This is a genomic window from Ureibacillus xyleni, from assembly GCF_900217795.1.
Lineage (GTDB): Bacteria > Bacillota > Bacilli > Bacillales_A > Planococcaceae > Ureibacillus > Ureibacillus xyleni.
Genome location: NZ_OBMQ01000011.1, coordinates 28,139 through 53,021, shown reverse-complemented (window position 1 = coordinate 53,021; position 24,883 = coordinate 28,139). Strand labels below are relative to the sequence as shown.

21 protein-coding genes are annotated in these 24,883 nt (G+C 35.6%); 12 read left to right on the top strand and 9 right to left on the bottom strand.

Going from position 1 to position 24,883, the window contains the following annotated elements:
* Nucleotides 1–90: 90 nt before the first annotated feature.
* From CRO00_RS14700 to CRO00_RS14690, 4 genes are all read right to left on the bottom strand, one after another.
* Entirely contained in the window at nt 91–1,800 is a 1,710-nt protein-coding gene (locus tag CRO00_RS14700; protein WP_097074421.1) for a b(o/a)3-type cytochrome-c oxidase subunit 1, read from the bottom strand.
* Entirely contained in the window at nt 1,778–2,278 is a 501-nt protein-coding gene (locus tag CRO00_RS14695) for a cytochrome c oxidase subunit II (protein WP_097074420.1), read from the bottom strand. The genes CRO00_RS14700 and CRO00_RS14695 overlap by 23 nt, the downstream gene beginning before the upstream one ends.
* Before the next feature lie 31 nt (nt 2,279–2,309).
* Nucleotides 2,310–2,432, bottom strand: coding sequence for a hypothetical protein (locus tag CRO00_RS20570; RefSeq protein ID WP_272914321.1), 123 nt, complete (start codon nt 2,430–2,432; stop codon nt 2,310–2,312).
* 208 nt (nt 2,433–2,640) lie between these two features.
* Nucleotides 2,641–3,093 carry a chemotaxis protein CheX gene (locus CRO00_RS14690; RefSeq protein WP_097074419.1) on the bottom strand — a complete coding sequence of 151 codons (453 nt, stop codon included), beginning with the start codon at nt 3,091–3,093 and terminating at the stop codon, nt 2,641–2,643.
* Nucleotides 3,094–3,500: 407 nt separating this feature from the next.
* On the opposite strand from CRO00_RS14690, the gene CRO00_RS14685 reads away from it, so the two are divergent.
* The 5 genes from CRO00_RS14685 to CRO00_RS14665 all read left to right on the top strand — a co-directional run bounded on the left by CRO00_RS14685 (nt 3,501) and on the right by CRO00_RS14665 (nt 11,921).
* Complete coding sequence (locus tag CRO00_RS14685) at nt 3,501–7,121, top strand: dynamin family protein (protein WP_097074418.1); 3,621 nt, start codon at nt 3,501–3,503, stop codon at nt 7,119–7,121.
* A 3-nt stretch (nt 7,122–7,124) separates the two neighbouring features.
* A complete protein-coding gene (locus CRO00_RS14680; protein WP_097074417.1) occupies nt 7,125–7,931 on the top strand; it encodes a sulfurtransferase in 807 nt (268 codons plus the stop codon).
* 97 nt (nt 7,932–8,028) lie between these two features.
* Entirely contained in the window at nt 8,029–8,847 is an 819-nt protein-coding gene (locus tag CRO00_RS14675) for an MBL fold metallo-hydrolase (protein ID WP_097074416.1), read from the top strand.
* A 317-nt stretch (nt 8,848–9,164) separates the two neighbouring features.
* Nucleotides 9,165–10,070 carry a stalk domain-containing protein gene (locus CRO00_RS14670; protein WP_097074415.1) on the top strand — a complete coding sequence of 302 codons (906 nt, stop codon included), beginning with the start codon at nt 9,165–9,167 and terminating at the stop codon, nt 10,068–10,070.
* Between the two features lie 639 nt (nt 10,071–10,709).
* On the top strand, nt 10,710–11,921 hold the full coding sequence (locus tag CRO00_RS14665) for an NAD(P)-dependent malic enzyme (protein ID WP_097074414.1): 1,212 nt from the start codon (nt 10,710–10,712) through the stop codon (nt 11,919–11,921).
* Between the two features lie 45 nt (nt 11,922–11,966).
* On the opposite strand, the gene pepF is transcribed toward CRO00_RS14665, so the two are convergent.
* Both pepF and gdhA read right to left on the bottom strand, forming a co-directional pair.
* Nucleotides 11,967–13,763 carry an oligoendopeptidase F gene (gene pepF / locus CRO00_RS14660; protein WP_097074413.1) on the bottom strand — a complete coding sequence of 599 codons (1,797 nt, stop codon included), beginning with the start codon at nt 13,761–13,763 and terminating at the stop codon, nt 11,967–11,969.
* A 434-nt stretch (nt 13,764–14,197) separates the two neighbouring features.
* Nucleotides 14,198–15,571: an NADP-specific glutamate dehydrogenase gene (gene gdhA / locus CRO00_RS14655; protein ID WP_097074412.1), complete on the bottom strand. Its 1,374-nt coding sequence runs from the start codon at nt 15,569–15,571 to the stop codon at nt 14,198–14,200.
* Nucleotides 15,572–15,706: 135 nt separating this feature from the next.
* Between gdhA and CRO00_RS14650 the strand changes: the two genes are divergently transcribed.
* Both CRO00_RS14650 and CRO00_RS14645 read left to right on the top strand, forming a co-directional pair.
* The gene (locus tag CRO00_RS14650; RefSeq protein ID WP_237658436.1) at nt 15,707–16,204 is read left to right on the top strand and encodes a YaiI/YqxD family protein; all 498 of its coding nucleotides are present in this window, start codon (nt 15,707–15,709) and stop codon (nt 16,202–16,204) included.
* The gene (locus CRO00_RS14645) at nt 16,200–17,519 is read left to right on the top strand and encodes a D-serine ammonia-lyase (RefSeq protein ID WP_272914322.1); all 1,320 of its coding nucleotides are present in this window, start codon (nt 16,200–16,202) and stop codon (nt 17,517–17,519) included. Before CRO00_RS14650 ends, CRO00_RS14645 begins: the two co-directional genes overlap by 5 nt.
* A gap of 64 nt (nt 17,520–17,583) precedes the next feature.
* On the opposite strand, the gene CRO00_RS14640 is transcribed toward CRO00_RS14645, so the two are convergent.
* Complete coding sequence (locus CRO00_RS14640; protein WP_097074411.1) at nt 17,584–18,411, bottom strand: squalene/phytoene synthase family protein; 828 nt, start codon at nt 18,409–18,411, stop codon at nt 17,584–17,586.
* Nucleotides 18,412–18,654: 243 nt separating this feature from the next.
* On the opposite strand from CRO00_RS14640, the gene CRO00_RS14635 reads away from it, so the two are divergent.
* The 3 genes from CRO00_RS14635 (at nt 18,655) to CRO00_RS14625 (ending at nt 22,300) form a co-directional block, all read left to right on the top strand.
* Nucleotides 18,655–19,719, top strand: coding sequence for a 3'-5' exonuclease (locus CRO00_RS14635; protein ID WP_161946704.1), 1,065 nt, complete (start codon nt 18,655–18,657; stop codon nt 19,717–19,719).
* Nucleotides 19,720–19,821: 102 nt separating this feature from the next.
* On the top strand, nt 19,822–20,655 hold the full coding sequence (gene coaW, locus CRO00_RS14630) for a type II pantothenate kinase (RefSeq protein WP_097074409.1): 834 nt from the start codon (nt 19,822–19,824) through the stop codon (nt 20,653–20,655).
* A gap of 448 nt (nt 20,656–21,103) precedes the next feature.
* Nucleotides 21,104–22,300, top strand: a complete 1,197-nt coding sequence (locus CRO00_RS14625) for an MFS transporter (protein WP_097074408.1) — start codon at nt 21,104–21,106, stop codon at nt 22,298–22,300.
* 15 nt (nt 22,301–22,315) lie between these two features.
* On the opposite strand, the gene CRO00_RS14620 is transcribed toward CRO00_RS14625, so the two are convergent.
* Nucleotides 22,316–22,711, bottom strand: a complete 396-nt coding sequence (locus CRO00_RS14620) for a ribonuclease HI family protein (protein ID WP_097074407.1) — start codon at nt 22,709–22,711, stop codon at nt 22,316–22,318.
* A 152-nt stretch (nt 22,712–22,863) separates the two neighbouring features.
* Between CRO00_RS14620 and CRO00_RS14615 the strand changes: the two genes are divergently transcribed.
* Entirely contained in the window at nt 22,864–23,055 is a 192-nt protein-coding gene (locus tag CRO00_RS14615) for a zinc-finger domain-containing protein (protein ID WP_097074406.1), read from the top strand.
* Between the two features lie 59 nt (nt 23,056–23,114).
* Here CRO00_RS14615 and CRO00_RS14610 read toward each other — a convergent pair whose 3' ends face one another.
* A complete protein-coding gene (locus CRO00_RS14610; RefSeq protein WP_097074405.1) occupies nt 23,115–24,098 on the bottom strand; it encodes a YecA family protein in 984 nt (327 codons plus the stop codon).
* Between the two features lie 298 nt (nt 24,099–24,396).
* Between CRO00_RS14610 and CRO00_RS14605 the strand changes: the two genes are divergently transcribed.
* The gene (locus tag CRO00_RS14605; protein ID WP_097074404.1) at nt 24,397–24,879 is read left to right on the top strand and encodes a DUF2975 domain-containing protein; all 483 of its coding nucleotides are present in this window, start codon (nt 24,397–24,399) and stop codon (nt 24,877–24,879) included.
* Nucleotides 24,880–24,883: the final 4 nt, after the last annotated feature.

Here is a 24,883-nt window from a genome sequence, read left to right as displayed (position 1 = left end):
AATTGACTTTGTGTTGCAAAATTGGTATTACAGGAAAGAAATAAAAACCTCCCCAAACGACATTAGATTCGTTCAGGAAGGTTGGAGTATCTACCAGAATTTATAACCAGTTGATCCAAGTGGAGAATTATTTATAATATCAAAGATTGGGAAAGTGTAAGCAATAAGAATTAGGGCTACCAAAATTACACCCCATAATTTAAAGTTCTCAAGAATCGCTGGTGTTTTTTCTGCACCATGAGCAAGTTCGGCAAGAGGGAACTCTTCTTCTCCTTTTGGCGCAAACCAAATTAAGTTTATTACGATACCGATTATTAATAAAATCGTAATGAATAAAATCGTACCACCAACCGCTTGTGCGATTTGGTATGGAATCCATTCTGCTGCTTGTTCAGACCCACCATAAGTTGAGTATTCTGAACGACGTGGAGCTCCAAGCAATCCGGCAATATGCATAGCACTAGACATAATGAACATACCAACCGTCCACATAATACCTGATGTTACAGCTAAATCATTCATTTTTTTAGTTAGAACACGTCCAGTTAAATGTGGAATTAACCAGAATGCTGCACCAAAATATGTTAACACTACAGTAGTTGCAACCGTTAAATGGAAATGCCCTGTTACCCAAATTGTGTTGTGGATTAATTCATTCATTTGGTATGAAGCATTAACAATACCACCTGCACCACCAGGGATGAATGCAACCATACCGATAAATGGTAATAAGAAACGGCTATCTTTCCAAGGTAACTTTTTGAACCAACCAAATAAACCTTTTCCACCAAGTTCGCGACCACGCATCTCAAATGTAGCAAACATAGAAAATGCAGTTAATAGCGACGGAACGACTACAAAGAATGTTAAGACAACTTGTAAGAACTTCCAGAATCCATCAATCCCTGGCTCTGTTAATTGGTGGTGAACACCTACTGGGATTGAGAAAAGTAAAAACAACATAAATGCTAAACGTGCTAATGAATCTGAGAAAATTTTAGCGCCGATGATTTTAGGTAGAACTGTATACCAAATCATATATGCTGGTAATAACCAGAAGTAAACAAGTGCGTGACCGAAATACCAGAATAATGTACGTGATAATAATACATCGACACGCTCAACAAGACCTAATGACCATGGTAATAATTGGAATAATACTTCAGCAGCTACACCTAGTGTGCAGACAAACCACATAAGATTATTTACAACAACCATAAATGATAAAAGTGGAGAAGTTTTTCCTTTATTTTCTTTACGCCATTGAATGTAACGTAAACCTTGTGATAATGATACTGTCCATGAACCAACTACGACTAATGCTAAACCTAAATAATAAATCCAGTGTGCTTGTAATGGTGCATAGAAAGTATATAAAACAGATGCTTCATTTAATAAGACCATTATTGCTGCAGCTGCAGTACCAATTGTCATAATCCAGAAACCAACCCAACCAATTGTGCGTTGTTTATTAGAAAGTGGACCTGAAGTACGGCTTATTGCGGCTGTTTGGAAGCCTAAAATAAAGTAGGTTGTTAATATAAGTCCTAATAATACGCCGTGAACTGTTAAGATTTGATAATAGTTAATTCCTGCAGGGAGTGTAAATTGACCAGAACGAACAAATACTTGCAGTAAACCGGCTAAACCACCTAATAATAATGCGATAAATGCTACATAAATATGGGCTAGTGCAAGTTTCGCGTCTCGACGATCAACTTTAGTGAATTCTTTTGTTGTCGTATTTTCTTTACTACTGTTTTTATTTTTTATTTCCTTAGTGACTGTTGCTGTTGTCATCTGCGTCCACCACCTTTAGTGTAGAATACATCATTGCGTGACCTGTACCGCAATATTCATTACATACGATTACATATTCGCCGACTTTATCGACCGTTGTAATTTTTTCTGATACATATCCAGGTTCTAACATGAAGTTAATATTTGTTCCTGCAACCTCAAAGCCATGAATCACGTCTTTTGTTGTAGCGATGAATCGAACCTTTGAACCAACAGGAATTTCAATTTCCATTGGGTTATAACTAAATGCAGAAGCAACTAGAACAACCTCATAATCCCAATCTTTACCTTCAACCTTATGTACACCAGGGTTGTCGAAAGGTGCAATTTCATCTACTTTTTCATAATTAATTGTCCATTTTGAGTTATTTGGATGAGTTCCGCCGTGAAAAGCGCTCACACCAACAATAACAAGAAAGGCGATAAGCATGGCTGCCCCAAATGTTAGCCACCATTTTTCATACTTGTGTATGTGCATGTTGATCCTCCTAATCTAATATATAAATCTTTTAAAAGCGGTCCATAAATAAATTGAAACAAAGTAGCCATAAGATAATTGTGAAAATTCCGACGCCAAACGTAGCGTAAAGAGTTCCTTTTAAATTATCGTTGGACTTATTATTTTTCCCCATTGACTCTCCCTCCTAATTTCGAAAAATATTATTTCACGAACTCATCATATAAAAAATCAATTTTTCATGATGTGAGAAAAATCACACCTAGAATACCGAAATGTGAATTTAATGTGAAAGGTAAAAATTATTAATAAATAACAAAAAACACACTAATGTCAGATTATAGTGTGTTAAAGTAGCTATTTTAATAAAATATTTATCTACATTATTCGTCAATGGTAAATAGTATTGTAAGTATTCCTACATTTTCGATCGTTGTAGGTAGTCTAAACGCTTTTTCAAAACCGAATAATTTTGTATTACCAACCATTACCGTTGGGGGCGTAATATCAATATTTAACGCTTCTGTGCCTACATGTGTACATAAGTTTCCTGCGAACATGTTCCCAAATTCCCCAGTAAATGATTCTAACATTTCACCTTCAAGAGGCATTCCAAACATTTGTGCTCCAATTGCACTAAATACATCAGAAGTACTATCGATAATAACTCTCCCTTTAATATCTCCTAATAAACCAATTAAAACGCCCATTTCCTTTTGTATGTATGGTTCTGACAAAATTGAAGGGGATTGGAAGCTAATCGATGAAGGAAGAATCGATTTTAATGAGTGCATAGACCCATTCAAAATTGTCTGAATATGTTTCGAATTATTCAATTAAATACACCCTTTTTTTGACTTTTTTCCATCTTACCATTTATTTAGCATATTCGTATATAAAAAATATTAAAATGACTTGACGGTATTTCAACTTTTTTCATATAATAAATGAAAATGATTCTCATTCTAGAAAGGGGTATAGGAAATGGTTTATGTTTTCGTAGGTGCGACATTAGTCATATATGCAGGAATTGGTACCTATGTTTTAAAGAAAACAAGTAAGTCATAGTTTTTTTCCCACACACTCAATTCAAACATATTTCTACAAAATCCCCGATGAATTTATCCTATTAGACAAAAATAAAAATATTTCCCTTTAATTCTTATTTTTTCGTCGATTTGACTACTAATCATGGTAGTATATAATTGTGACAAGAATGAGACAAAAGGGGTATAGTTTTTTTATGAGTTCTTTTGATGAAAAATTGCAACAATTATTACAGCAATCCGCTGTTCAATACATAATCTATAAAAATAATGAAGATACAGAACGTATGGAGAAGCTTCATTTATTTGCGCGAAAACTTTTGCAAAAAGAATATGTCATTGGTTTTGCTGGACACTTCTCTGCAGGCAAATCGAGTATGATCAATGCGTTATCTGGAGAAGACATTTTAGCAGCTAGTCCAATTCCTACGAGCGCAAACATCGTAAAGGTACATAAATCTGAAGAAGACTTTGCAATTGTTTATATGCATCATGACAAGCCGGTAAAATTTGAAGCAGGGTATGATTTCAAAACTGTAAAAGAGCTTAGTAAAAATGGGCAACTGGTATCACAAATTGAAATCGGTCACAAAGCTTCAACTCTACCATTTGGAGTAACAGTAATGGATACGCCAGGTGTGGATTCAACAGATGATGCTCATGCGATGTCGACAGAATCTGCCCTTCATATTGCAGATGTCGTATTTTATACAATGGACTACAACCATGTCCAATCTGAACTAAACTTCCAATTTACGAAACAATTAATGAAGTATAATCCAAACGTTTATTTAATTGTTAACCAGATTGATAAGCATAAAGAGCAAGAGTTATCTTTCGAACAATTCAAACAATCTGTACATCAATCCTTTGCAGCGTGGGGAGTAGAACCAAAAGGCATCTTCTTTACGTCTTTAAGAGAGTTTGATCACCCTCACAATGATTTTACAACGGTGAAAAAGATTGTAATGGACTCGATGAACGATTGGCAGGAACAATTAATTTTAACGGCTGAAAACACGTTAAAGAAATTACAAAGTGAACATTTGGCTTATTTAGAGGAAGAAAAAAATAATTTATTTGCCGAATATGAAAATGTTCTGAGTGATGACGAGTGGGAAAACCGTCAAGACCTATTAGACCAATATGAAAAACTAAAATTACAAACAAACTTATTCTCAATGGAAAACTGGGAAGAGTCATTTAAGGAAAAACGAAAAGAGCTATTAGCGAACGCTGCGATTATTCCAGCTGACTTCCGTGAAAAACTACGACTTTACCTTGAAAGTAAGCAACCAGGGTTTAAAGTAGGCGGTCTTTTCTCTGCGAAGAAGAAAACAGAAGAAGAGAAAAATAGACGTATTCAAGATGTGTATGAACAATATAAAACGATTTTGCAATCTCAAATTATCGGGCATTTGAAAAATTTAATGAAACAATCCTTAAGAGATGTTGGGGTATTAAAGGATGAAAATGCCGCACAAATCGATGCCATGCAGTTTGATGTTCCGTTTTCACTTATTGAAGATCAAGTAAAGGCAGATTCCCTTGCGACAGGGGATGCATTGCTTAATTTCGCCAACCGAGTAGCAGAAGCAACAAAACGCTATTTTATCGAAGCAACGGATGAATGGAAGGCTGGTCAAGCAACGGTCCTTGAAAATGCCGCAACGACATTATCAGCACCTGTAATGGCGAAGTTGAATGCTTTATCGGGAAAAATTACAGCAATCAAATCAATCATGACGTTAGACGAACGAAAACAGATTGCTGAAAAAGAGATTACTTTAACAACAAGAGATGTTCGTAATGGAGCAAAAACGCAAGAGAAATATTGGCACGATGCTTTCGAACAATCATTAAAAGAAATTCGACCATTTGACCCAGCGATGTTAGCGCCAAAAGAAGAAAAAGTAGAAGAAATAGTTGAAGAACAACAAACTGCTTCTTCCTTTAATGTGAAGGGTGATGACGTTATTCAAGCTGCTATTAGAACAGCGAATGCAGTGAATAAAGTCAATGGATTTGAAGAAGTGGCAAGCTTCTTGATGAAGAAAGTAGAACGACTACAACAAAAAGATTTCACCATTGCTTTGTTTGGTGCGTTTAGTGCTGGTAAATCAAGTTTCTCTAATGCGTTAATGGGTTCAAAAGTGTTACCTGTTTCACCAAACCCGACTACTGCTGCCATTAACAAAATCCGACCTGTAACAGATGAGCATCCACACGAAACAGCGGACGTTCAATTAAAAACAGCACAGCAATTGTTAGAGGACATTAAGTTTTCTTATGAAGCAATTGGTCTAAAAATTAATACGCTACAAGAAGCATATACGCGAGCTGAAGAGGGGCTTAAAGTTCAATTAACAGATGAGCGTTTAAATGTTCATAAATCATTTATTCGTGCCTTTGCTCAAGGATTCCCAACATATGAATCAAAACTAGGGGAAACGTTACGTGTTAACCGCTCAGAGTTTGAAAAATTTGTTGCGGAAGAAAATCGTTCATGTTTTGTCGATAATATTGATTTCTACTATGATAGTCCTTTAACAAGAATGGGTGTTACGTTAGTAGATACTCCAGGGGCAGACTCTATTAACGCCCGTCATACTGGTGTTGCCTTTGACTATATTCGAAACGCTGATGCCATTTTATTTATTACGTATTACAACCATGCCTTTGCAAAAGCCGATAGAGAATTCTTAATTCAATTAGGTCGTGTAAAAGATGCGTTCGAACTAGATAAAATGTTCTTCGTTGTAAACGCTATTGATTTAGCTTCTACAAAAGATGAAGAAGAAGAAGTGAAAAGTTATGTACGCAATGAACTACAGCGCTTTGGTATCCGTTTCCCGAAACTATTTGGCGTATCAAGTTTATTAGCGCTTCGTGAAAAAGTAGAACAACAAGAACACGCATCAGGTATGCACGACTTTGAACAGGCATTCCATCATTTCTTAAATGAAGAATTAACGGCGATTGCGATTCAAGCATTACATGAAGAAGTTGAAAAAACACATCACCGTTTCTCAGATCTAATTACGCAAACAGAAGATAACTTAAAGCGTAAAGATGAGCGTTTAGAAGAACTTGCGAAATTAGAACAATATGTTCGAAATACGTATAGTTCAGCATCAACACATATGATTGAAAGTGACCTGAAACAAGAATTAGATGAATTGCTGTACTACTTAATGCAACGTGTGTATTATCGTTATCCTGATTTCTTCAGAGAAAGTTATAACCCATCGACATTTGCGTCTATGCCTGTACAAAATGCGTTAGAAACAGCATTAAAAGAGACGTTAAGTGCATTGAAGTTTGACTTTGCACAAGAATTGCGAGTGACGAACTTCCGTTTAGTTCAGTTTATTCAAAAGAAAATTATCGAACGTTTTAAAGATGAAGTTCGCGGACTAAAAGAATTAAATAATAGTTTCTCATTTATTGCTTACGAGCCGGATGAGCCGGATTTATTAAGTTTCGATGGACCGTTTGCAGACTTTACTAAATATGCAACGGTGAAATCTTATTTTAAAAACGCAAAAGCTTTCTTTGAAAAAAATGAGAAAGAAAACTTAAAAGCAGCGTTAGAAGAATTAACGAAGCCAGATGCTCAAAGCTATGTTGAAAAAGAAAAAGAGGAATTGTTGAAATGGGCAACGAACTTTATACAAAACGAAGCAAATCGTTTAAATGAGCACATTTCTAACCAAGCAATGAACCAAATCGAGACAGAAAGACTATTACTTCAAGAAGAAAGCAGATTAGAAACTTGGAAATCTATTTATGCAGACTTACAAAAAACGGGGGTATAGTATTTGGGGAATGTATTTGTCGAAGCTACTGATGTAAAAATTGGACGATTTATTGATACTCGCTTTAATCTACAAGACAAAGAGTGGGGACGCGAACAATATCAATTAGAGCATATTGATGGTAGCATTTATTGGGATTTAGAAAAGGATTTATCCGATTTATCGAGTACAGAAGGCAGACACCCGATGCCTTCTAAGCTTCAGTTGCAACAATTGTTCCAGCAATCTGGTTTAACTTACGAAGACACGATTTATGTATATGATCAAGGCGGGGCACCATTTGCAGCTCGTGCTTGGTGGATGTTAAAATACGCCAACTTCCCAAAAGTTTATATCGTAAATGGTGGATTCACAGCTTTAAAAGAGGCTGGGTTTACTGTTTCAAGCGAAGAACCAACATTCCAATCGTCAACTTTAACTGTCGAATGGAATGATGCAATTTACGTAAATCGACAACACGTGAAAAATATCGTGGATGGTGTAATTCATGCAAAACTCCTAGATGCGCGTGCTGCAATTCGCTACCGAGGCGAACATGAAACAATCGACAAAGTAGCAGGTCATATTCCAACTGCTATTAATTTTGATTGGGAACAGTTAAAAGAGGGTGCATCTTTACATTTTAATGATGAGTTACTAAATGTTGTAGATAAATCGGATGACGTGGTTGTTTATTGTGGTTCCGGCGTCACTGCATCGCCACTGTACGCAATTTTAGCCGACGCTGGATATAAAAACTTAAAATTGTATGTAGGTAGCTTCAGTGATTGGATAAATCATTATGAGGTTGAAACAGGGGATAATAAATAGATGAAAAAATGAAACGTATAAGAAAAATTATACGTTTCATTTCATTTTCGTTTATGAATGAATAGTCACTCATTTTTTGAAAGGGGTGTTAGTGTTGATGATTAAGAGAAGTATTGAGTTTGGTAATGTAAATGGAGTCACATTCGCAAATGGAAAAGTCTCTTTAAATAAAGTATCAATGAATGTTTATTGTTTCGTTGTCGATGGATTGTTAATCGATACAGGTCCACGGTCACTTGCTAAACAGTTAACTCCTTTTTTATTGGAAAGCGATTATGAACAAGTTATCATTACACATCATCACGAAGATCATACTGGATGTGCGTCCATCATCGAACAACATCGGTCCATCCCGATTTTCATTAATAAAATGTCTGTGGAAGAATGTGAGAAGCATGCACACTATCCATTGTATCGAAAATTGTTTTGGGGGAAGCGAAAACCGTTTCATGCTGTAAGTTTGGATTCAACCGTCACTTCCCGCACCGGAACATGGGATGTCATTGAAACGCCCGGCCATGCAGAAGACCATGTTGTTTTACTAAATCGTTCGTCAGGGCAGCTTTTTACAGGGGATTTGTTTGTTCAACCAAAAACTAAGCTAATTTTAAGAAACGAAAGCATTCCGACCATCATTCGTTCGATTGAAAAAGTACTAACCTATGATTTTGACGAAATGTATTGTTGCCATGCTGGTTTCGTTTCAAATGGCAGGAAAATGCTAGAACGTAAGCGAGAGTATCTTTTAGATCTACAGCACCAAGTCCTTCGTCTATTTAGCGATGGCCAAAATCCACAACAGATTCATGATGAACTATTTAAGCGTAAGTATCCTATTACCAAGCTATCTTTTGGCGAATGGGATTCCATGCATATGGTGACGTCAATCTTATCCGAAATGGCAGTAAAAAAATAATCAGCATTTCGTTAGGGCACTGAAAATGTCGATTTTAATAAATTTTTATAATAAAAATACGCTCAGATCTTTTAGGAAGTGGGATTCACGAAGACTCCTACGGGAACAGCTTGAGCTGAAGACCCCGCAGGAGCTTGCGACGAGGAGGCTGAAGCCAAGCCCGTGGAAAGCGAAGTGAATCCCACCTTCTATTTAGAAGCAAATAATTACTATAAATTTTTATCGGTATTTAGTTTTTCAGTGCCCTAGCATTTCGTGTAACCTTTTTTCTGGTGCTTCGACTAATTTTACGAAGATAGAGAGAGGAGTGACACAATTTGAAGAAAACACTATCGATACTACTTTGTTCTGCAATTGTAGGTACGATTGTTTCTCCTGTTGCAGGGGCAGAAGAATTAAATCCGTTGCCTGTTGTGGATGAAAAAGAAGAGGTGCGTGATGCGAACTTTTACACAATTATCGGTACAATTTCAAAAATTACAGAAGAATCAAATGGAACTTTTTTTGCAACTGTAAAAACAGCGGAAGAGGAGTTTGGTTTTTATTTTAATGATCAAACGTTAGTTTTTGATAATACTGGTAAGGAAGTCATTATCAAGGAAGGTATGAAGTTTACAGCTTATGTGGATTCATCAAAACCGATGATGATGATTTACCCACCACGCTATTCGCCTGACGTGATTATCGTTCATACAGAAGAGTCTGGAACAGTGAAGCTTCAACAATTTGATGAAAACTTACTAAATAAAGAGAAAGATTTAATCATTCATTTATCAAAAGAAACGGTAATGGAAAATCTCTCTCGAAAACCGGTTACAAAAGAAGACATTATTAACAAAGATGTGCTAATTTTTTATGAAGTAGTATTAGAAAGTTACCCAGCTCAAGCAGGGCCTCAAAAAGTCATTTTATTAGAACGAGAATTAAGTGCGATAGATAAAGCGCTCAAAATTACCGAAACCGATGTATATGAAGTAAACGGCGAAACAATGATTCCTTTGCGGCTTGTAGCGGAAACTTTAGGCTTTAAAGTGATGTCGACAGGAAAAGGGGCTATTGTTTCAAAAGGCAATGTATCCTTTACAATTACGCGCGGATCAAAATCATACGGATACAATAAAGCCTTAAAATATTTTAAAGAATCACCACAATTATTAGAGGAAAAGAAAACGTACGTACCAATCGAGTTTTTACAGTTATTAATCGAGCATACTGAAAACTAATAAAAATTTGGCTACCAACCATAACCGGCTATTTACACTTAATGTGTAGATAGCTTTTTTTAATTAAAGAAAATTTCCAGATAATAGACAAAATGGAGGAGATAATAGGGAAAAATACCCTGTTAATACAATATTTGAGGCGGATAATAGAAAAAATGCTCGAATAATAGAAAGTTTCCAGATAACAACGAAATCTTAAGAATCTTACATCAATTTTATTTTAGGATTAAAATTACCCACAATTTTTTCCACAAAGGTGTTTGGATTGAATGGTATACACCAGGTAAAACTAAAAAAAAGTGAATTTTTTTTAAATTTTTTTCAGAAATTTTTGAAAAAGTTTGTGAAAAATTTCTTATTTTCACTCATAAAACAAAACGTGTAATTCTTCACAGAGTACACCCTGATATATAAGGTGTAGAAAAATGAAAGTGTTTACACAAATTATTCTGATATAACTAAATTTGTGCAAAAAACCATATGTGAAAATTTGCACAATTAATAAAAAAGCTGCAAAATGCACTGAAATCAAGATTCTCGTTAGAAATTTCCGTTATTTTTTATTGACTTTAACCAATTAAAGCACTATGATACAAAAATATAAGAATTATTGGTTGAATAAAGAAGGGGTGGATAATTATGGATTTAATGAAAAAGTCGATTGAAATGCATAGTGAATATAGAGGGAAACTTGAAATTAAGTATAAAGTTCCTGTAGAAGATTCTTATGATTTAAGTTTAGCGTATTCTCCTGGGGTTGCTGCCCCATGTCTTGAAATCGAAAATAATCGTACGACGGTTTATGACTATACAATTAAAGGGAATTTTGTTGCAGTTGTTACAGATGGTACAGCGGTATTAGGTTTAGGGGATATTGGCCCAGAAGCAGCTCTTCCAGTAATGGAGGGAAAAGCACTTCTTTTAAAACGATTCGCTGATGTGGATGCAGTTCCGATTTGTTTAGATACAAAAAATGTGGATGAAATTGTACGCACAGTAAAAGCGATTAGTCCAACGTTTGGAGCTATTAACCTTGAAGATATTTCGGCACCTCGTTGTTTTGAAATTGAAGATCGTTTAAGAAGAGAATGTAATATTCCTGTATTTCATGATGACCAACATGGTACGGCAATCGTTGTTGGGGCAGGACTACAAAACGCGCTTAAAATTGTTGGCAAACAAAAAGAAAATGTAAAAATCGTCATTAACGGTGCTGGTGCAGCAGGAATTGCCATTGTGAGACTTTTACTTCAAATTGGGTATAAAAACATCGTAATGTGTGACTCGACTGGCGTGATTTATCAAGGGCGACCTAATGGGATGAATCCAATAAAAGATAATATTGCACTTCACACAAATCCAAATAATATTCAAGGTAGCCTATCAGAAGCACTAGTAGGAGCAGATATTTTTATTGGTGTATCTGTCGCAAATTTATTAACAGAAGATCATATTAAATCAATGAACACTGATCCAATTGTCTTTGCGTTAGCGAACCCAAATCCAGAGATCACTTTTGAAAATGCTAAAGCATGGGGAGTACGTGTTATCGGGACAGGTCGTTCAGATTATCCAAACCAAGTGAATAATCTATTAGCATTCCCAGGAATCTTTAGAGGTGCGTTGAATGTTCGAGCAACAGACATTAACGAAAGTATGAAATTAGCAGCAGTAGAAGCAATCGCATCATTAGTGAATGATAATGAGCTACATGAAGATTATGTAATTCCAAAATCATTAGATGAACGAGTTGCGCAAGCCGTGGCAAAAGCGGTAGGTAGTGCAGCAATTGATACGGGCGTTTCGGATTTATTTCAACAACCGTTAAAAGCTGTAGAAGCGAAAGCATAAAAAATAACTCCAGCAGCCCGTAAAATTAGGCTGTTGGAGCTTTTATTATTTTTCAAGTTGTGCTGTTAGTTCTTCTAATTGGTCAACTAAAGAGCCGATAAATTGAATTGTATTTCGAAGTGGTTGATCTGTTGTAACATCCACGCCAGCCATTTGAGCAAGCTCTACAGGTGTTTTCGTTCCGCCAGCTTTTAATACATTAATCCAATCCTGAACTGCAATTTCACCTTCTTTTAAAATGCGTTGAGACACTTCTGTTGCAATCGTTAGTCCAGCTGAATAAGTGTACGGATACAAACCCATATAATAGTGAGGTTGACGCATCCAAGTTAATTCTGCGCCTTCTGTCATTTCCACTGCATCTCCCCAGAAATCAACAAGAACTTCGCGTTTTAACTCATTTAAGATGGATGCATTGACACTACCGCCATCATCAATGATTTCGTAAACTTTTCGTTGGTAAGCAGCCTCTAATAAATGAGTAACGAAATTGTGATAATACGTACGGGCAATAATTGTCGAAATCACCCATCGTTTAAAACGCGCGTCGTTCGAGTTAGACAGTAAGTGATTTGCCATTAGCATTTCATTCATTGTTGAAGGTGCTTCAATAAAATATAGAGATGGACGAGCATTAAAAATGTTTTGTTCTGCATTAGCAAGGTAAAAATGCCCTGCATGCCCAAGTTCATGTGCAAGCACAAATACTTCATTCATGCGGGAAGTCCAAGAGATTAATACATAAGGGTGATATCCGTACGGGCTCGAACAGAAGGCACCTGTTGACTTGCCGATATTTTGGGCGAAATCAATCCATCTTTCATCAAATGCTCTATCTAACATAGTTTGGTAGTCTTTACCCATGATAGAAAGGCCATCTTTCATATATTGACGAGATTCTTCAATTGAAACTTTTGGCTCGTAAGTTGGATCTAAAGGTATTTTTAAGTCTGCAAACGTCATTTTTTCTAACCCATGACTTTTTTGTAGCAATTTTGCATACTTCCGCATAATCGGTGCTAATTCACTTGTAATCAGGTCAATTTGACGGTTGTAAAGCTCTCGATCCACTTGCTGATCAAATAGTAGAGAATCAAAAACCGAATCAAATCCACGTAAGTCGCTTTCCGTTTTTTCGATTTTTAAATGTGTATCATAGGTTTTTGCTGTCGTATGTTGATAATCACGTAGTTTGTTAGAAAATGCTGTGAACGCAGCTCTCCGAATGTCTGTATCACTTTCAAGCTCCCAATCTCCTTCGAAAGAGTTGTAGCTGAGCGGATAGCTTTTGCCGTTCACTTCAAAGTTATCAAATTTCATGTCCACTAGTTTAGTTGTGTTATACAATTCATATGGAGCTTCAAAAGTTGCGCCAAAAGCAGCCAATGCTTTTTCAACTTCAGGATGTAACTGGTAAGGTTTTTTGCGTATCAATTGATCAATATAGTGGGAAAGGTGTAGGGCTTTATTTTTTGTCTCAGTGAGCGTTTCTTCATCTAGTTGTAATAATTCTGACGTGATAAATGATAATTGAGCACTAATCTTCGAATAAAGTTGGCCAACCTTAGCAGCTCGCATTTGGGCCGTGTCATTCGTCTGATCAACACTTAAAGAAAGTTGCGAATAGTTACCAATCGGCACAAGCTTTTCTGATAAGTTTTTATATAATGTAAGTACATCGACAGCAACCGCTGAATTCGTAATTTTCCCTTTAAAATTTGCCTCGATGGATGTCGCTTCTTCAGCTACTTCTTGCATTGCTGCTTCAAACTGCTGTTCATTTTTAAATAGGTCGGTTAAATTCCAAGTCTCTTCTATTTTTACTTCGCTTCGATTTAACATTTAATTCCTCCTTTATTCTCCTGCAACTTATTCCGGTAATCGAAATAATTGTACCATATTTTTCATTTTATAGACAAGAATGAGGGGGAGGGGGACCAAGAATTCAAATAAAAAAACAACCGAATTACAAGAATTCGGTTGTTTATTATACCCCTTTATTTTCGAACGGCTGAACGAACGCGCTCCGCTTTTCTAATGTCTAGCTGCGGCGGCTAGCTCTTTCGGACACTTCAACTTCCTCCTACGCGTGTAAACACGCTTGTCGGAAGTTTCCAGTGCCTTCAAGAGCTAAACGAGCCGCCTCAGCTTTTCTAATTGCCTAGCTTCGCGCGTTAGCCGTTCGGAAACTTCGACTTCCTCCTACGCGTGCGAGCACACTTGTCGGAAGTCTCCAGTATCTTTCACGGCTGAACGAACGCGCTCCGCTTTTCGAATTAGTATACGCCTTCAGTGATCATGCCGTTAGCAACTTTTACAAAGCCGGCAATGTTAGAACCAACTACTAAGTTACCTGGTTGGCCATATTTCTCAGCTGCATCTTTACTTTCTGAGTAAATTGATTTCATAATGTTGTTTAATTTTTCGTCTACTTCTTGGAATGACCAGTAGTTACGGCCAGAGTTTTGAGCCATCTCTAATGCAGATACTGCAACCCCACCAGCATTTGCAGCTTTTGCAGGTCCAAAGTATACGTCGTTTTCTAAGAATAAGTTAATTGCTTCAAGATTTGAAGGCATGTTTGCACCTTCAGCAACGAATTTCACGCCATTTGAAATTAATGTACGAGCAGATTCGCCATCAATTTCATTTTGAGTTGCACATGGTAATGCGATATCACATGGAATTGTCCAGATACCTGTGCAGCCTTCAGTGTAAGTTGCGTTTGGACGGTAATCTACGTAAGTTTTAATACGATCACCTTTTACTTCTTTAATTTCTTTTACTACTTTTAAGTCAATACCTTCTGGATCATAAATGTAGCCGTTAGAATCTGAACATGATACAACTTTTGCACCAAAGTGTTGTAATTTTTCGATAGCGTAAATTGCAACGTTACCTGAACCAGAAACAACTACTGTTTTATCTAAGAATGATTCTTTTTTATCTAATAACATTTGTTCAACAAAGTATACTAAACCATAACCAGTTGCTTCTTTACGTGCAAGGGAACCACCAAATCCTGGAGTTTTACCAGTAAGTACGCCTGCTTCGTGAGCACCGCGAATACGTTTATATTGACCGTAAAGATAGCCGATTTCTCTTCCACCTACACCGATATCTCCTGCTGGAACATCGACATCTGGTCCAATGTGACGGTATAATTCTGTCATGAACGCTTGGCAGAAACGCATAATTTCTGAATTTGATTTTCCTTTTGGATCGAAGTCAGATCCACCTTTACCACCGCCAATTGGTTGGCCTGTTAAAGAGTTTTTGAAAATTTGTTCAAATGCTAAGAATTTCATAATTGATTCGTTTACTGTTGGGTGGAAACGTAAGCCGCCTTTATAAGGACCAACTACATTACTAAATTGAACACGATAACCGCGATTTACTTGTACTTGGTTTTGATCATCTTGCCATGCAACACGGAAAGAAACGATACGATCTGGTTCTACGATACGTGATAAAATATTGTGTTGGATATATTCAGGATGTTGTTCGAAAACTGGTACTAAAGAAAGGAAAATTTCTTCCACAGCTTGTAAGAATTCTGATTGGTGTCCGTTTTTTTGTTTTAATTGCTCAAATACAGAATCGATATAGTTTTGTGCAGCTGTTTTTGTGTTAATTACTTGTGTCGTCATTATGTGACCCCCTAATTTTGTTGATGAATGTATCGTATTATGATTTTTCAAACAATTCAATAAAAGATTTTGATTTACAAGCCGATGTAACATGTGTAACGACCGAAACATTACTATATAAATATAATAAAATGAGTGATTTTTCTTCAGGAGGCGAAAGCGATTTTACAGCTATTAATTGATGCAGATGCATGTCCAGTTATTGATTTGGCGCTATTTGTTTCATCTAATTATGAGATAAAACCCATCTTATTTTGCGATACAACACACCGGATAGAAAGGGAGAATGCAATAACAATTGTTGTTCCAAAAGGGCCCGATTCTGTTGATTTTAAGCTAGTGAATGCGGTTACAAAGTATGATATTGTTATTACACAAGATTATGGGTTAGCTGCCATGTGTTTGGCAAAAGGGGCCTTTGTAATTGATCAAAATGGAAGGGAAATGACAGCTGAAAATATCGACCAATTGCTCGCTTTTCGTTTTGAAAGTGCAAAGTTTAGAAGAGCAGGTGGTCGTACAAAAGGACCGAAAAAACGAACGGAAAAAAATAATATTTCCTTTGAAATGAATTTTCGACAAATTTGTGAACGAGCGATTTTGGCGAAGAAAAGGGGTGATTTTAGTGATTAAAAGAGAAGAATCAATCTCAAAATTAGATAATATTCATCTAATAAATGAAATAAAAATGTTAAAATCAGTATTATGGATTAATCCAAACAGGAAATCAACACCTAACCAAGAACAGTTCTCATTACGACATATGGAAGAGGCAAATGATCGATTGAATCGCTTTTCTTCTTATATAAAAGTAGCTTTTCCTGAGACAGAAAAAAATGATGGCATTATTGAATCAACTATTAAAGAGATTCCGGAAATGAAAAAACTTATTGAAGGAAGAAGAGGTTTTAAGATTCCAGGTAAATTAATCTTAAAATGCGATCATTCCTTACCGATTTCAGGATCAATCAAGGCGCGGGGTGGTATTTACGAAGTTTTAAAATTTGCCGAAGCAATTGCGATTGAACATGGTTTGCTATCATTAAACGATAATTACGCAAAGTTGGCAGATGAGAATTTCAAAAAACTTTTCAGCGAGTATAAGATAGCAGTTGGTTCAACGGGAAATCTCGGTTTGAGTATCGGCATAATTAGTGCAAAACTAGGCTTCCAAGTGACCGTTCATATGTCTCATGATGCGAAGGAATGGAAAAAGCAACTTCTTCGTAATAAAGGTGTAACGGTGATTGAATATGCATCTGACTATAGCAAGGCGGTAGAAGAAGGAAGAAAACAAGCACAACAAGACCCGAAATGTCATTTTGTAGATGACGAAAATTCCGTTGATTTGTTTGCTGGCTATTCCGTTGCCGCATTGCGACTTGAAAAACAGCTGCAAGATCAAAATATTAAAGTTGACGCCAATCACCCGTTATTTGTCTATTTACCATGTGGGGTAGGTGGTGCACCCGGTGGAATCGCATTTGGGTTAAAACTGATATTTGGTGAAAATGTGCATATTTTCTTCGCAGAACCGCTTCAATCGCCATGTATGTTACTCGGGATGATGACCGGCTTACATGATGAAGTTTCGATCACAGATATCGGGTTAAACAATCAAACGGAAGCAGATGGGCTTGCTGTAGGGAGAGCTTCAAAATTTGTTGGTAAGTTGATGGAATCTGTTTTAAGTGGCTGTTTTACAGTAGATGATAGTTTTCTATTTAGAAGTTTAAAAGGGATGTATGAACAGGAAAATATTTTCATGGAACCTTCCGCACATGCTGGAGTTTTCGGCCCAATCCTATTAATAAGTGAAGGCAAGCATTATTTGGAGGATAATGGTTTATCTTCAAAAATGGAAAATGCCACACATCTCGTATGGTCTACAGGGGGAGATATGGTTCCTTTTGAAGAGAGAAAAATTTATTTAGAGAAAAATGTATAAAAAGTGCCCTCTAAATTTAAAGGGCACTGAGAGTAGGTGAGAATCGTTTGTCACCTACTCTTTTTTAATCGATTTGAACTTCTTCCACCGTTTTTTCAACTTCTTCACGGGTCATTTTTTCTTTACCTTCTTTTAAGGCTTTCAATGTTTTATGAGCAAGTGCTAATGGTAAGCGGCAGAATAGTAAAATGGTACGTTTATTAATATCTTCCATATATCTATCGGCTTTCTCAAGGTTTTCTTCTGCATAGGCAAACAAATCAGCTCGAGTCCAACCATCTGGCACAAAGCTTACTCCTCGTTCTAGCATATCTTCCTGCTGATTACGAAGAATGTTCACAAGTTGTAATCCTCGTCCATAACCAATGGCTAAATCTCTGTCTGTTTTTACACCAGCAAACTGGTCCCACAACTGTGAAAGCATGACACCAACAAGTCCTGCCACATAGTATGTGTAATCATCTAAATCTTCTTTAGTGTGCACCTGAAAGTTTGCTAATGACCATTTCCCCATACCTTCTGCCATTTCACTCGTTGAATTTTTGACAATTTCTACCGCTTCTTGAGGAATTAGACGAATCCAATCGCCCAAGCGAAGTGTCACTTCAGGCATATACTCTTTTACCGGAGCAAGAATTTGTGCATATTTCGTTTCATCAAATGTTGGTTCCAGTAAAAGTTTACTAACCTCTGTTAAAACTTGATGTTTCAATTCGTTTGTTACGGCAGGATGTTCGTTGTCTTCTATTTCATCGATTGCACGCATCATTAAATAAGCCGTGGCTACAGCTGTTTTCAGTTCTTTTTGTAAAAAAGTGATTGGTATATAAAACGTTCGGCTCGTAGCTTTTAAAACTCGCATTGCATCTTTTAGCAGTTCTTTGTCATTCATTTTGGTAGTTCCTTTCGTTCGTTACATACATCATTACTATCGTACCGCAAATTTAAAGAAATTAAAAATAGAATCTCTATTATTGATTAAATTCAGCTCTAAGGCAATACGAAACTTTCATCTATTATTTCTCAAAAAGCTATTTTCATAATATAATCGTGTTATTTTATTGCATATTCGATACAATATGAGAATAATAGATTTTACACACATAAACTTATGTTAGAAAGTAAAGGTGGAATAATGGTTCGCAAACACAGTTTTATTTTTATAGACGTTGAAGCGACATTAATTCGTGGCAAACAATATATTATCGAGATAGGTGCCGTTAAATGGATGCCAAATGGAGAACAACAATTTTTTTCGCAACTCATTCAACCATATAAATTTAAAAAGTTAAATTCACATATTCAAAAGTTAACGGGTATTACAACAGAACAACTGTTATGTGCAAAGCCCTTTCATGCTGTAATAAAAGATTTTATGAAATGGTGTAGTGGGGATACAATTCTTGTTACTTTCGGTGAGTTTGATCGAAAAGTATTAGAAGAAGAATTAAAACGTAATCATTTAGATACGAGTTTCCTATATCCAATTATTGATTTTCAACAGAAATATATGATCGAACACCAAATAAAAGAGCAGCCAAGTTTAGCTGGTTTAATGGAAAAACTTCAAATTGAAATGGAAACACAACACCGAGCTTTGGCCGATGCCGTTAGTTTGTTTCATATTTTTAAAGCAACAAACGGCGAGACAATTATCGAAAATCAAAAAACAGATGAGTTTGGCATTGTGTTTAGTGAGTTTCAACAACTTGAAGACACATTTGATTTGAACATCTCTTATGTTTCCGGAAAAGTATCTTCGTCAACTATTCAAGTGGATCAAATTAAAATTTTGACCAAGCAACTAGGATTTGACGTATTTGAAGAAGAAAAAACCGATGAACAAGGGGAAGTACAAGTAATTCAAAAAATCATCATCAATCCGAATGAAGAAGTTAAATTGTTTTTGAACAGTGTTATTGGTGATATCAAAAATAAAGTTCTCATTACTCGTAGTGGCTTAAAACAGTTATCGAAAATTAATCGATTGCATCATTGCTACTTCCCGAAAACAGAAGTGATGACGATGCAACATTTATTGAAAAATAAAGACGATTTAAACGAGTTTACTTTTAAAAACTTATCTACGCAATCCATTGAGCGAAAACTATTTCAATTAATTAAAAAACACGAGAAACGTATTATTCGAGAATATGAAAAACGAAATTTATTTACGAAAGAAAAAGTAAACATTTCATAACTTAGATTTTCTTCCTTTTAACTAAAATTTTGCCAAAATTATTGCGCTATTATTTTAAGAAAGTTAAAGTTTAGAAAGGGAGTAGAAAAAAGGAGAACGTGTATGCAAAATGTAATTGGAATAGACGCCGGGGGAACTTTAACTAAAGTAGTTTATTTAAATGAAGAAGATGAGTTAGAATATAAAATTTTCCCCTCCAATGATTTTTCGAAAGTGAAGAACTGGATAGAAGACCATTCTTTTATCGAAGAAATTGGACTAACGGGTGGACGTACGCAACAACTATTAGAAGTACTAAATACGATGAAATCTATTCAATATTTAGTGGAATTTGAAGCGACGATTAAAGGGGTTCAATATCTATTAGCCAAAGAAGGACATGCTATTGAACGGAGCATCATTACAAATATCGGAACAGGCACATCGATTCACTATATGGAAGGTAAAGAGCATTTTCGTGTTGGGGGAACGGGTGTCGGTGGAGGCACGTTAACAGGATTGTCCACAATCATTACTGGAATTACGGACTTTAACGAAATCACATCAAGAGCGTCACTTGGTAATCGGGATGCAATCGATTTATTTGTCAAAGATATTTTCCAAGGAATGGAACCACCGATTGAAGGGCATTTAACGGCGAGTAATTTTGGGAAAGTAAATATAACCAAAAAGAGGGAACACGAAGAAAATGACTTACTTGCAACGGTACAAGCATTAATTGGAGAAGTGATTACAACGCTGAGCATTCAATTTGCAGAAGAGAAAAAAACGGAAGCAATCGTTTATATTGGCTCAACGTTAACGAACAATGAACACTTGAAAAAGGTGATTGGCAATTATACCGTTCTAAAGAAACATAACCCAATCTTTTTACCAAATTGCGGCTTTACCGGTGCAATTGGTGCGTTATTAAATAAAGTAGAACAATCAAAATAAGCATTTGTGGGCATATAAAAGTATTTTTTTATATGTCTTTTTTTGTCGCGCATGGGTTTATAAAGCATATTCTAATGCAAATTCTTTAGTGAATACAATATTCCGAGTGGAAAGGTATTCATGTCAGGAATGTAAGATCTCCTCAAAAATTAATGTACGAGGAAAATGAATGTCGCTAGAAACAAGTAGTTTTGGCATTCATCTGATGAATACAAAAATCATGAGCAAATAGAGTAGAAAATGTCATCATGCCCCAATAATATAAAAAAACATAAGAAAGCTCGAGCTTCAATCGTATTTGTAAACAGGAATACTCCCTCCAACAGTTATCCCCTAACCTTCATTTGAAAATTCTAAATATAAGTCACCTTGTTTACAACGAGAAATAATAGGCGTAGTATTGAAATGTTGATTAATTTTATAGGAATAGTAGAAAGGCGAAAAAGAAATGAATAATCAAATTTTTACGAAACGGTTTATGAGTTTATTTAGTATGAACTTAGCCGTTTTTATTGTTTTTTACGGGTTGATTACAACTCTACCTTTATATGCTATTGGGTCATTAGGGCAAGCAGAAGATGATGCTGGTTTATTAGTGACGATATTTTTATTATCTGCCATTATTGTTCGGCCATTTAGTGGGAGATTGCTTGATATTTTTGGTAAAAAGAAAATGTTAATGATTAGTCTCGTTTTTTATTTGATCTGTACCGTGTTGTATTTATTTAATTTACCGTTCCACGTGTTATTAGTGTTGCGTTTCTTCCACGGTATTTGGTTTAGCATTATTACAACAGCAGGGGGAGCACTTGCAGCAGATATTGTTCCCAAAAATCGAAAAGGTGCGGGGCTTGGCTATTACAACATGTCAACAAACCTTGGCGTTGTCATTGGTCCGTTTATTGGATTATTCCTTATCCAATATACGACATATAATGTGTTATTTACGGTGATGAGCATTGGGGTTTTAATTGGGGGTGTACTTGCATCGACTATTAAAACAAACGATTTAGAAGTTCCGGAAGCAATTGATAAAAGTTTTAAATTCACTTTTAATGACTTATTTGAGAAAAAAGCATTGCCCATTGCTTTAATTGCTTGTTTTGTCGGTATATCTTATGCAAGTATTTTATCCTTTTTATCAATTTACGCAGAACAGCAAAATTTATTGAAAGTGGCAAGTCTATTCTATATTGTTTTTGCTGCGTCGATGTTAATTACCCGGCCTTTTACTGGAAAATTATACGATCAAAAAGGTTCGCAATATGTGATTATTCCCGGTTTTGTCTTATACATTTTAGGGATTTTCTGCATAGCATATACAAATGGCTCAAGCACAATGTTTTTACTAGCAGCGGTTTTAGTCGGAATAGGTTATGGTGCATTAACGACAAGTTTACAATCGAGAGCGATCCAATCGACGGCTCATGCTCGTAGTGGTTATGCAACCGCAACTTATTTTACGTTGTATGATTTAGGAATTGCGATTGGTTCTTATTTGTTAGGGATGTTAGCGATGAAACTAAACTATGAAACGCTCTATATCATTTCAGGTTTATTATTGATTGCAACGGGAATCCTTTATATTTCGATGTTTAGAATGAAGCAAAAAAGAGCATTAGTAATAACTCGCCTCGAAAATTAACAGAGGCGAGAAATTTTAGGAAGGTTTTCCCTTCAAAATTGCTTCTCTTGCAAGTGCATCGGCTGCTTTATTTTCACCATCAGGAATCCATTTTATAAAAAATAACTGAAATTGCTCGGTCAGACGAATGACTTGTTCTAATAATGGCTGATACTGATCATTTTTGACATATTGTTTTTCAACGGAAGCAACGACAATTTTAGAATCAGAACGAACGGATACAAGGGAAGAGCCAAGTTTTTTCGCTTCTTCCAATGCACGTATTAACGCGGTAAACTCTGCAATATGATTATTGGTTTCTCCTATGTATTCACTGATTTTGATTAAATGGCCTTCACCTTTGATAAAAATGCCAATTCCACTTGGGCCAGGATTACCTGCACTTGCACCATCGATATAAACTTCTAACATAAATATCCCTTTCTTTTTTTGAAATATTTGATTGAAAATTACCCATATTATATCTTATTGTGAGAAAATAAAATATAAATACACGGTACTTCTAATAAGTGCACTAAAATTAAATAGAATAGTGAAACGTTTTTTGAAAGAGGGGGAGTTGTGTGAATAAAAGTACTGTTATTAAAGATATTGATGAACTAACGGATACTTATTGTAATGATTGCCCTATTAAACGGGATTTACGCAATAAAAGAGGCAAATCAGGTGCACATCGGTTTTGCATTGAACAGTGCACTGTTGGAGAAAAACTTCAATTTTTAGGGCAAGAGTTAATGAAAATTTACGAAAGGTAATGCCTTTCAAATATAAAAGTAGCGGGGAAAAAACAAATCGTTTTTTCCCCGCTTATTTTTTACACTAGAACCGCCTCATATTGTAGCAGTTCTTGATAATATTTATTCAATGATGATGGAGAAACATTAAAGCTCTCTGCAATTTCTTTTACCGTTAATGTTGCTTGGAGTATTCCGCGCTCTTGACCAAAACGAATTGCCCCAGCCGCAATTGCAGCTGCTTTTCTCGCTTTTGGTTTTTTCTCCACTAAATAATCCTCTAACTTTTCTACTAAACCATTCGACTCTAGTTCGCGTTCTTGTAAAAATTGTTTTGCTAAATCAACAACTTCGATTTCAAATGAAGTGTATTCTTCTCCCTTATAACCAAACTCTACCAAATGTTTCCAGAAGTTAAGGTGATTTTCCTTTAAGAATAGAGCAATAGTTTGTTTAGACGGATCATATAGTTTTGCAAAGCTCTCGAACACTTGCTTGTAGTTTTCTGGGTAGAAAATTAATGTAGAAACCGCTAAGTAACAATTTGCTTCCGTAACACTTTCAGGCAATACAAAGGCAAAAATTTGCATGCCTTCTGGAATTGGACGATTTGATTCTCGACGGATTCGAATTTGCTTATTCGTTAATGTACAAGTTGCAAATAAATATTGGTCTTCCACTTTGTCCACTTGTCCGATAAATAATCTTGGCTCATCCCAAAGGTTCAGTAATTCGATAATTGCAGGTCGAATTGCTTTTTTCTTCACGCGCTTTAAATAGTTTGTCCATATATCTTGTCGTTGATGGAAGAAAAAGTCGTCTAGTGCAACTGCTTCAATTAATTCTCTTTGTAAATGATTTTTTAAATGAGGCAACCATTTGTTAACTGCCTCGATATAGTCTTTAATATCGCTTCTTTCAGGGTATACATTATAAAAAGTTTGAAGAATTTGCTCGATTTCTTCAAACAACACCTTTTTCATTGTGTCTTGTTGATTATTTTCACAACACTTTTTATATTTTTTTCCACTACCGCATGGGCATAAATCATTTCTTCCTACCATAAATCGTGCACTTCCTTTCAAGAATTCTAGTTCGATTAAATAAGATCTTCTGCATTAATCATAATAGCGACTTTGAGTGTGGTTGAAAAATGATAATTTATTACAAAATATTTGAATAATCGGACATATTTTTATTTATATGTTGGAATCTATCAAAATAGACTAAAAAAATAGATTTAAAAATAAGAGTTTTTCACCGGAAAAGAAATTAGTTAATTTTATCAATAAAAATTTATTGTAAAACGATAAATGTTATGTTAAATTCGATATGACAATAATTTTAGTGAGGTGCTTATTTATGAAAAGAGGAACAACACTCTTTTTAAAAATTGCAGTGATTTTGATGGGAGTCCCAATTTTTGCTATATGCATATTTTTAGTTCCTGATATTGGCAGATTCGCAGCTGAATTATATCCGGAGTTTACATTTATTAAATATCTAGTTTGGATTGATATGTATGCGGCGGCGATACCTTATTATTTAGCCTTGTATCAATCAATAAAACTTCTTAGCTATATTGACCACAATATTGCTTTTTCTCAACACTCTGTAAATGGATTAAAAAACATTAAGCGATGTGCCATTGCAATTAGTAGTATTTATGTTGTCGGACTTCCGCTGTTTTATCTCATTGCGGAAAGAGACGATGCGCCAGGGATCATTGTAATTGGAATGGTATTAATTTTTGCTTCAATGGTCATTGCAGTATTTGCAGCCGTTCTCCAAAGACTTTTACAAGAGGCAATTAACATAAAACAAGAAAATGATTTAACGGTCTAGAGGT

Bases quoted from the DNA above. Each gene is read 5' to 3' on its own strand.
- CRO00_RS14700 (WP_097074421.1), bottom strand. From the start codon at position 1,800: ATGACAACAGCAACAGTCACTAAGGAAATAAAAAATAAAAACAGTAGT.
- CRO00_RS14695 (WP_097074420.1), bottom strand. From the start codon at position 2,278: ATGCACATACACAAGTATGAAAAATGGTGGCTAACATTTGGGGCAGCC.
- CRO00_RS20570 (WP_272914321.1), bottom strand. From the start codon at position 2,432: ATGGGGAAAAATAATAAGTCCAACGATAATTTAAAAGGAACTCTTTAC.
- CRO00_RS14685 (WP_097074418.1), top strand. From the start codon at position 3,501: ATGAGTTCTTTTGATGAAAAATTGCAACAATTATTACAGCAATCCGCT.
- CRO00_RS14675 (WP_097074416.1), top strand. From the start codon at position 8,029: ATGATTAAGAGAAGTATTGAGTTTGGTAATGTAAATGGAGTCACATTC.
- CRO00_RS14665 (WP_097074414.1), top strand. From the start codon at position 10,710: ATGGATTTAATGAAAAAGTCGATTGAAATGCATAGTGAATATAGAGGG.
- pepF (WP_097074413.1), bottom strand. From the start codon at position 13,763: ATGTTAAATCGAAGCGAAGTAAAAATAGAAGAGACTTGGAATTTAACC.
- gdhA (WP_097074412.1), bottom strand. From the start codon at position 15,571: ATGACGACACAAGTAATTAACACAAAAACAGCTGCACAAAACTATATC.
- CRO00_RS14640 (WP_097074411.1), bottom strand. From the start codon at position 18,411: ATGAATGACAAAGAACTGCTAAAAGATGCAATGCGAGTTTTAAAAGCT.
- CRO00_RS14635 (WP_161946704.1), top strand. From the start codon at position 18,655: ATGGTTCGCAAACACAGTTTTATTTTTATAGACGTTGAAGCGACATTA.
- coaW (WP_097074409.1), top strand. From the start codon at position 19,822: ATGCAAAATGTAATTGGAATAGACGCCGGGGGAACTTTAACTAAAGTA.
- CRO00_RS14625 (WP_097074408.1), top strand. From the start codon at position 21,104: ATGAATAATCAAATTTTTACGAAACGGTTTATGAGTTTATTTAGTATG.
- CRO00_RS14620 (WP_097074407.1), bottom strand. From the start codon at position 22,711: ATGTTAGAAGTTTATATCGATGGTGCAAGTGCAGGTAATCCTGGCCCA.
- CRO00_RS14610 (WP_097074405.1), bottom strand. From the start codon at position 24,098: ATGGTAGGAAGAAATGATTTATGCCCATGCGGTAGTGGAAAAAAATAT.
- CRO00_RS14605 (WP_097074404.1), top strand. From the start codon at position 24,397: ATGAAAAGAGGAACAACACTCTTTTTAAAAATTGCAGTGATTTTGATG.